The 8174-nt window shown below is 72.5% G+C and carries 9 protein-coding genes and 1 pseudogene; 8 read left to right on the top strand and 2 right to left on the bottom strand.

The features are described from left to right. The 6 genes and pseudogenes from G3I42_RS04585 to G3I42_RS37380 all read left to right on the top strand — a co-directional run. On the top strand, nt 1-1939 hold a 1939-nt coding region (locus G3I42_RS04585; RefSeq protein WP_239096259.1), incomplete at its 5' end, for a bacterial transcriptional activator domain-containing protein. A 64-nt stretch (nt 1940-2003) separates the two neighbouring features. Continuing rightward, nucleotides 2004-2747 (top strand): A24 family peptidase, encoded by a 744-nt coding sequence (locus tag G3I42_RS04580; RefSeq protein WP_164282586.1) that lies wholly within the window; start codon nt 2004-2006, stop codon nt 2745-2747. A 195-nt stretch (nt 2748-2942) separates the two neighbouring features. After that, nucleotides 2943-3923, top strand: coding sequence for a helix-turn-helix transcriptional regulator (locus tag G3I42_RS04575; RefSeq protein ID WP_164282584.1), 981 nt, complete (start codon nt 2943-2945; stop codon nt 3921-3923). Then, nucleotides 3877-4008, top strand: a complete 132-nt coding sequence (locus G3I42_RS04570; protein ID WP_343244454.1) for a DUF397 domain-containing protein — start codon at nt 3877-3879, stop codon at nt 4006-4008. The genes G3I42_RS04575 and G3I42_RS04570 overlap by 47 nt, the downstream gene beginning before the upstream one ends. A gap of 63 nt (nt 4009-4071) precedes the next feature. After that, complete coding sequence (locus G3I42_RS04565; RefSeq protein WP_239096258.1) at nt 4072-4302, top strand: DUF397 domain-containing protein; 231 nt, start codon at nt 4072-4074, stop codon at nt 4300-4302. A 166-nt stretch (nt 4303-4468) separates the two neighbouring features. Beyond that, nucleotides 4469-4789, top strand: a pseudogene (locus G3I42_RS37380) (transposase); the annotation flags it as partial. Nucleotides 4790-4857: 68 nt separating this feature from the next. Here the strand turns inward: G3I42_RS37380 and G3I42_RS04560 are convergent. Beyond that, nucleotides 4858-5178, bottom strand: coding sequence for a hypothetical protein (locus tag G3I42_RS04560; protein ID WP_164282581.1), 321 nt, complete (start codon nt 5176-5178; stop codon nt 4858-4860). 133 nt (nt 5179-5311) lie between these two features. Continuing rightward, on the bottom strand, nt 5312-6031 hold the full coding sequence (locus G3I42_RS04555; protein WP_164282579.1) for a TetR/AcrR family transcriptional regulator C-terminal domain-containing protein: 720 nt from the start codon (nt 6029-6031) through the stop codon (nt 5312-5314). A 110-nt stretch (nt 6032-6141) separates the two neighbouring features. On the opposite strand from G3I42_RS04555, the gene G3I42_RS04550 reads away from it, so the two are divergent. Together G3I42_RS04550 and G3I42_RS04545 are read left to right on the top strand one after the other, a co-directional pair. Beyond that, a complete protein-coding gene (locus G3I42_RS04550) occupies nt 6142-7260 on the top strand; it encodes an NAD(P)/FAD-dependent oxidoreductase (RefSeq protein WP_164282577.1) in 1119 nt (372 codons plus the stop codon). 185 nt (nt 7261-7445) lie between these two features. Next, entirely contained in the window at nt 7446-8102 is a 657-nt protein-coding gene (locus G3I42_RS04545; protein ID WP_164282575.1) for a DUF4232 domain-containing protein, read from the top strand. The last annotated feature ends 72 nt before the right edge of the window (nt 8103-8174 follow it).

Here is an 8174-nt window from a genome sequence, read left to right as displayed (position 1 = left end):
GGCGGCCACCGCCGTCGCGGGCCGCCGCCGGGGCATGGAACTGCCCACGCCGAGCGGCGACGAGGCCGACGTGCAGGACGCCCTCTTCGCGGGCGCCGACCCGGGCGCCGTCCGCTTCCTCGACCAGGCGCTCCGCTCCCTCGCCCGCGCCCTCGCCGCCGAGGGCCGCCCGCTGCCCCTCGTCTACGCGGCCTGGCTCGGCACCGACGAACTCCACCTCCAGCTCGCCGAACCTGCCGGGCCGCCCCCCGCCCCCTGGACCCACGGCGAGGACGAGACGTTCTGGCGCCTCGAAGGCCGCGAACTCCCTGTACTTTCAGGTGAATCGGACGATTCCGCCGGACCCGCCGACGAGGAGCCGCAGGCCGCCCCGTACCCGGGACTCGTCAGCCTCGGCGCGCACGACGGCTCGCGCCTCCTCCTCAACCTGGAGGCCGTCCCCGGGCTCGTCTCGCTCTCGGGCGCGCCCGCCGACCGGCAGGCCGTGCTCTCCTCTGTCGCCGCCGAACTCGCCACCAACGGCTGGTCGGACCGTATGACGGTGACCCTCGTCGGCTTCGGCGCCGACCTCGTCCCGCTCGCCCCCTCGCGCCTGCGCCCGCTCGACGACGTCGCGGCACTCCTGGACGTCATGGAGGCCGAGACCGCGAGCCGCCGCGCGGGACTCGGCGCGGCGGGAGCGGACTCCGTCCTCACGGGCCGTACGGGCCCCGCCCAGAACGCCGGTTGGGCCGCCCACCTCGTCCTCCTCGCCGCCGAACCCGACGCCGGACAGGCGGCCCGCCTGGCCGAACTCGCGGGCGACGCGGCCCGCTTGGGCATCGGCTACCTCGTCGGCGTGGGCAGCGACCAACTGCCGGGCGCGGCCTGGGAGATGGAGATCACCCCCGAAGGCCGCCTCCTGGCCCCGCTCCTCGGCCTCGAACTGGACGCCCAGCTCCTCCCCGCCCCCCAACACGCGGCCGTGGCCCGCCTCTTCGCGGCAGCCGACGCCTTCGGCGGTGGCGGCGGGGACGACGACCCCGCGGGCCCGGCCGTGGCCCACCGCCCGCCCTTCCTCGTCGACATCAGCGAACAGGGCCGCCCCTCGGTGTACGCGCGCCTCGTCGGCCGCTACGAACTCATGGGCCTCGACGCGCCCGACGACGAGCGCGGCCCGCTCCTGCGCGAAGCCCTCGCCCTCCTCCTGCTGCACCGCGAGGGCGTCCACCCGCGCGTCCTCGCCTCCGCGCTCTGGCCGCGCGGCGTCGGCGACGACGTGCGCGAGGCGACCGTGGCACGGCTGCGCGACTGGCTCGGCACCGGCGAGGACGGCACGCCGCGCCTGCGCGAGGACGCCACCGGCCGCCTCGTCCTCGACGCCTCCGTCGTCTCCGACCTCGACGTGCTCCGCTCCCTCTACCACGAGGCGACGAGCGGACGCGGCGCCGACGACCGCGCGGTACGCGGCCGGCTCCTCACCGACGCGCTCGGCCTCGTGCGCGGCCCGCTCCTCGCCGAACGGCCCACGGGCCGGTACGGGTGGCTCGCGCACGAGATCGTCGACGCCCAACTCCCGCTCCTCGTCGCCGACATCGGCCTCGCGCTCGCCACCTTCCACCTGGAACGCGACCGCGCCCCGCAAGCGGCCGAGGCCCTGGAACGCGCCCTGGTGAGCGCGGGCACCGACGAACGCCTGTGGAACGAACTCCTGCGCGCCGTCCACGCGACGGGCGACGAACCCCGCCTCCGCGCCCTCGCGGCCGAGTTCGCGAACCGCTCGGGGGCACGCGGACTCCCGCCCCGTACGGCGGCGTTGCTGGACGAACTGCTGCCGGGGGCGGGGGACCTCGGCGGTGCGCCGGGTGGGGGTGTCTCTGGTGGGGGTGCCATTGGCGGGATGGCGTCCGGTGGGGCCGCCTCCGGTGGGGTCGCCTCCGGCGGGGCGGAAACGGCGTGAACGGCGAGCGGCACTCCCGTACAGGCGTGTTGATGCCGAAGGCCCCCGCGCCGGCGGTCGGCGCATGACCTCCGCCGCCGGACTCGCCTCCTCGCCCGCCTTCCTCGCGGTCTGCGCCGCCGTGTGGGGCGCGCTCGCGGGCGCGTTCCTGCCGCGCGCGGCGCACCGTTTCGCCGTCCCGGCGGGGGAGCCGTGGAGCGCGGTGTGCGCGGAGGGCGATCCGGTACGGGGATGGGTCGGCGTCCGCGCCTGCGCGGCCGGGCACGGCCCGTCCCCGTACCCGTACGCGCTCGGCACGGCGCTCGTGTGCGCGCTGCTCGCGGCGGCGACGGGCCCGCGCCCCGAACTGCTCGTGTGGCTCCTGCTCGCGCCGCCCGGCGTGCTCCTCTTCCGCACGGACCTGCGCGTGCAGCGCCTCCCCGACCCCCTCACCCTCACCACCGCCCCCCTCGCCGCCGCCCTCCTCGGCCTCGCCGCCCTCCACCCCGAACACGCGGGAAGCTGGCCGCGCGCCCTCCTCGGCGCGGTGGCCCTCGCGGGCGTCTTCGCGGTCCTCTTCCTCATCAGCCCCTCGGGCCTCGGCTTCGGCGACGTGAAACTCGCCCTGGTCCTCGGCCTCGCCCTCACCTGGTACGGCTGGGGCGCCCTCTTCCTGGGCGTCTTCGCCGGCTTCCTCCTCGCGGCCCTGTACGGCCTCGTCCTCATCGCCCTCCGCAAAGCCACCCGCCGCACAGCGATCCCCTTCGGCCCGGCCCTCCTCGCGGGCGCGTACCTCGGCGTACTGGCCGGGGCGTTCGGCGCGGGCTGACGGTCGCGGGGGCCAAGTCCGGCCTGCTGTCGCTCTGTTGAGTGAATCCTCTGCGCGTCCCTTGTGTGGTGATACATCCTGATATGAGAATCGCGACGACTACCGAAGGTGACTGGATCGTCGCCTTCGGAGAGGCGGCGGCGCAAGGCGCGGTGTGTGTCAGGAGCGAGTGACACACGAGGAAAAGGGGCCCGGATGACCAACACGACCCGCACGTCGAGGGTGAAGAGGCTCAGGAATGTGGAAGGGAGCAAGCCCTCTCGCCCGGCACCGGAGGTTTTCGGCAGAATCCTCGCTCACTACCGGGAGAGGGCCGACAAGAAACAGGAGGAGCTGGCGGCGGCGATGAGCGTTTCCCGCTCCCACGTCTCCCGGTTCGAGTCGGGCAATCGTGTGCCCGACCGCAGGCACGTGGAGGACGCGGACCGCTTCCTCGGGGCGGACGGGACGCTGGTCAAACTCTGGGAGGAGACGGACTGGTACGCGGAGGTGCACCATCCGGACTGGTTCGAACGGAGGGCGAGGATGGACGCGGAGGCGACCTCGGTATACGAGTACGCGACGCAGACGTTGCCCGGTCTGCTGCAAACCGAGGATTACATTCGCGCGATTCATACCCTGCATGGCGACCACGAGGATCTTGAGGTGCGGGTCGCCGCACGCGTGAGCAGGCAGGTGCGGTTCACGACCCGGCACGGCCCGGCTTTGGTGGTCGTGCTCGACGAAAGCTGCTTGCGCACCGCGATCGGTAGCCCTGCGGTGATGCGTGACCAGTGTCGGCGACTCCTGGAGAGTGGCCATCTCTCAAACGTCTTCATTCACGTCGCTCCGGCCGGGCAGTACGGCATAGCGCGGCCGGTGCTGCCGATGTCACTCATCACTCTTCCCGACGGGCACCGGTGGCTGTATTCGGAGTCTTTCAACAGCGCTCACTTCAACGATGATCCGAAGGTGCTCGCTCAGCACGGCCTTGCCTATGATGCGCTGAGGGCCGACGCACTGTCTGTCCGGGAGTCCGCCGCCCTGATCAGGGACGCGATGGAAAGGTACGACCAGGATGACCAAGTACGACGCAACCGTAGTCACCTGGGTGAAGAGCAGCTACAGCAACGGCAACGGCGGAAACTGCGTGGAAATCGGGTTCGGGTTCCCCGGCAGCGTCGTCCCCGTGCGTGACAGCAAGGTGGCGGGCGGCCCGGTTTTGACCGTGGGCGCCGCGCAGTTCTCGGCCTTCCTGGAGAGCGTCGCTGCGTCCCGCTGACGCAACCGAGCGGGTTTGAGGGCCATTTCGGCGTGGTATCCCCGTGCTGAGGTGGCCTTCGGCATGCGACGGAGAGGTACGGCCGGGATGACCAGTGACGAAGCGAGCGGCCTCCGCTGGACGAAGAGCAGTTACAGCAACGCCAATGGCGGGAACTGCGCAGAAGTCGCCCTCAGTCTGCCGAGTGGCCTCGTTCCTCTGCGGGACAGCAAACTGGCGGGGTGTGGGCCGGTCGTGGTCGTAGGGGCGGCGCCGTTCTCGGACTTCCTGCGCAGCGTCGTCAAGCCCCTTTAGGCCGGGGGATTCCTCACGGGCCCCACCGCCCTTCCGGCTGAGCGGTGTCTTCAACTAATGGCGAGACGGGCCGGATCGGTACGGCCCTGGGCCACGCTGCACACCCGATTCCGCCGCCGGGCACGAACGGCGCGTTCGAGGCCATGCGGCGAGCCACGCAGTCGCAGCCGACGCGGCGGGGGACATCGACTGGCTGGTCTGCGCCGACTCCACGGTTGCGCGGGCCCACCAGCACGCCGCAGGCGCCCGAAAAGAGGGCTGAGCGACCCCGGCCTCGGGCGGCCCGACCAGCAAGATCCATGTGGCCTGTCACGGCGCCGGCCGCCCGCCTTTACGCTCACCGGCGGGAACACCAACGACCGCGCCCAGTTCACCTCGGCGATGGAGGCGATACGGGTTCCCCGCCCCGGGCCGGGACAAGGGCTACAGCTCCCGCGCCATCCGGACCTGGATGCGTCGGAGCGGCATCGGGCACACCATCCCCGAACCCGGAGCCCTGCGAAGCAGCCGTCACACTCGCAGCGCTCCTGATGCGGGTGTGACGTCCCGCGAGACCTACGCGCTCATTCGCGGACCGTGGAGTTCGGTCTCCCAAGCCTGAAACGGTGGTTCGACCTGGTAAGTCGGGTCGCAGTAGCGGCGAATCCACTGTGCGGCACGGTACTGCGCGTCCCCGTCGTTCAGCACCTCGCCGTCTGCGCCGATTTCCAGCACATTGCAATAGATCGCGAAGACCTGCTCCAACGGCGAACCGAACTCGAAAAGAGACGGCCGGTAGTCAATATCGTCGAGCAGGTCAACGTCGATGGTGCCGTTGGCCAAGAAGAAGGCGAAGAACCGGAATGAAGCACGCACGTCGACAGGAAGATGTCCCACCAGCGCATTATGACTGGTGTCCGTGCTGCCCAGGCAAGATCTTTTGAGGACCTGAGGCCGGGCGGCCGGCGTCGCACCGCCCCGCGACTCCCTTCGGGAGCCCTCTCTCGCGAGGCCGCCGGGAAGCCCCCCGTCAGCCCTCCGTCGCGATCCCTTTGAGGAAGATGTCCACCCCCGCCAGGAACTGTTCGCGGTCGTCGTGTTCGCGCAGGCGCGTCACCGTGGCCCTGACGAAGGGGTACTTCGCCGGATCCAGGTCCGTCCAGCGGGAGGCCGTGGCAGCGAGGAAGGTGTCGCGGTCCGTCGTGGCGGTGGCGAGGTGGCTCGCGTTGGCCGCGCTCTGGGCGGCCGCGCCCAGGACGAAGCTCATGAACGTGCCGGCCGCGTCGAAGCGGGCCTCGTCGGGGACGGCGAGGGCGTCGAGCAGGCGGCCGATGGCCTCGTAGAAGTCGAGGAGCGCGGGTCGCCACGGCTCGCGGGAGAGTTCCCGGCCGACCCACGGGTGGGCCTCGACCGCGTCGAAGAGGCCGAGGGCGAGGGCACGCAGCGAGGCGCGCGGGTCGGCGTCCGTCTCCGTGCCGGACCCGAGCCGGTCCGCCTCCGGCGCCGTGCCGGACAGGACGCCGGTGATGATCGCGTCCGTGGCGCCCGTGAGCAGGTCGTTTCTGTCGGACACGTGGTGGTAGAGCGCGCCGTACCCCGTGCGCAGGCGGATCGTGAGCGCGCGGATCGTGAGCGCGCTCTCGCCGCCCTCGTCCAGGATCTCGATCGCGGTCCTGATGATCAGGTCCCTGGAAAGGCCGCTCGTGCGGCGCGGGGCCCGCGCCGGTCCGTCCGCCGGATTCTTCGCCATGCCCCCAGTGTCCCACGGTTGGATCGGCAATCCATTCCGCGTGCTAGCTTGATTGGAGTGGCGATCCAAGCAGTCGATCAGGGGCGCCGACCGAACCGAGGAGGACCACCATGACGACACCCGTCACCATCGTCGGAGCCGGGCTGGGCGGCCTGGCGCTGGCCCGTGTGCTGCACGTGCACGGCATCCCGGCCGAGGTCTACGAGGCCGAGACCTCGCCGTCCGCCCGTACTCAGGGCGGCCTGCTCGACATACGCCCGCGCACCGGGCAGCCCGCGCTGGCGGCGGCCGGTCTCACGGCGGAGTTCCGGCGGCTCGTCCTGGAGGGCCGCCAGGCGATGCGGCTCCTGGACCGGTCCCGCGAAGTCCTCTTCGAGGCGCCCGACGACGGCACGGGCGACGAACCCGAGGTGCAGCGCGGCGAGTTGAGGCAGATGCTGCTCGACTCGCTTCCCCGGGGAACCGTCCGGTGGGGCCGCAAGGTCACCGGCGTCCGCGCGCTCGGGGACGGTCGCCACGAGGTGGCCTTCGCCGACGGCACCACCCTCGTCACGCGGCTGCTGGTCGGTGCGGACGGCGCCTGGTCGCGGGTGCGCCCGCTGCTCTCGGCGGCGACGCCCGCGTACACCGGGATCTCCTTCGTCGAGACCCACCTCTTCGACGGCGACGAGCGGCACCCCGAGAGCGCCGCGCTCGTCGGCGGCGGCGCCATGATGGTGCTCGAACCGGGGAAGGGCATCCTGGCCCATCGCGAGCGCGGCGGGAATCTGCACACGTGGGTGATGCTGCGCAGGCCGGCGGAGTTCTTCGACGCCATCGACTTCACCGACCCGGCCGCCGCCACCGCGCGCATCGTCCGCGAGTTCGACGGCTGGGCGCCGGGGCTCACGGCCCTCGTCGCGCACGGCGAGACCCCGCCCGTACTGCGCCGCATCCACACGCTGCCCGTCGCGCACCGCTGGGACCGCAGGCCCGGCGTCACCCTGCTCGGCGACGCGGCGCACCTGGCCGCGCCCAACGGGGAGGGCGCCAACCTGGCCCTTTACGACGGGGCCGAACTGGCCCGGCTGCTCGCCGCGCACCCCGGTGACGCCGAGGCCGCGCTCGACACGTACGAGCGGGAGCTGTTCGTGCGGAGCGAGGCCGCGAACGCGGGGGCGCGGGACCTGTACGACATGCTCGGCGACGACACGCCGCGGGGGCTTCTCCAGGGAGCAGCGGGAGCGTGACCGGCGCCGTTCGGGGAGCCGCGCCGGCGTTCGACCGGGGCGGCCGGGGCGGACGGGGCGGCCGGGGCGCGGGCCGCGCGGGACCGTCGCCCGTACGGGAACGCGGGCGGCGTGAACTTTTTCGTTCCGGGCGTCATCACAGTGAGAGTCCGCATGTTCCCCGCACGAGAGGCAAAGAGGCGATCATGACGAACGCGCGTACACGAACCGGACTGCTCGCCGCCGTGGCCCTGGCGGGCGTCCTCGGCCTGACCGGGTGCGGAGTCGGTGGTGACGACACGGCCGCGGCTCCCGCCGCCGCGACCTCGGGGGACGCCTCCGACTCCCCGCCGTCCGATCCCCAGCCCTCCGCCTCCGACCGCGACGGCGGGGACTCGTCCCCGGCCGCGGAGGCGGGCTCCGGTTCCCCCGGCGCGAGCGTTCCGCGGTCCGACTGCACCGCCGACGATCTGCGGGTCGAACTGGTCGCCAAGGGCTCGGAGATGAACAGCGAGTACTACGACCTGCGGCTCACCAATACCGGCGGGCGCTGCGCCGTGCGCGGCTACGCGGGGCTGTCGCTGCTCGACGGCGACGGCAAGCAGATCGGCAAGCCCGCGACCCGCTCGCAGGACGGCGGCGCGGTCGGCAACGTCGTGCTGGACAACGGCGACAGCGCGCACGCCGTGGTGAAGACGCCCGGGAAGGGCGTCACGGGCGGCGACTGCGCGGCGGAGCCCGCGAAGATCAAGGTGTACGCGCCTGGCAACACCAAGGCCGTCACTTCCACCGACACCGCCGGCATCCAGGTCTGCGGCGGCACCTTCACCACGGGCCCCCTGGTCACGTCCTTCCCTCGCTGACGGCCCCGGCCGGCCGCGGCGGCGGTGGCCGGGCCTCGCGTCCCCCGGCCGTGGTCTTCCGCGTACGGGGCG

The organism is Streptomyces sp. SID11385 (genome assembly GCF_010548245.1).
GTDB lineage: Bacteria > Actinomycetota > Actinomycetes > Streptomycetales > Streptomycetaceae > Streptomyces.
Note: the sequence above shows the minus strand (reverse complement) of the source record. Positions and strands in the feature narration are given on the sequence as shown.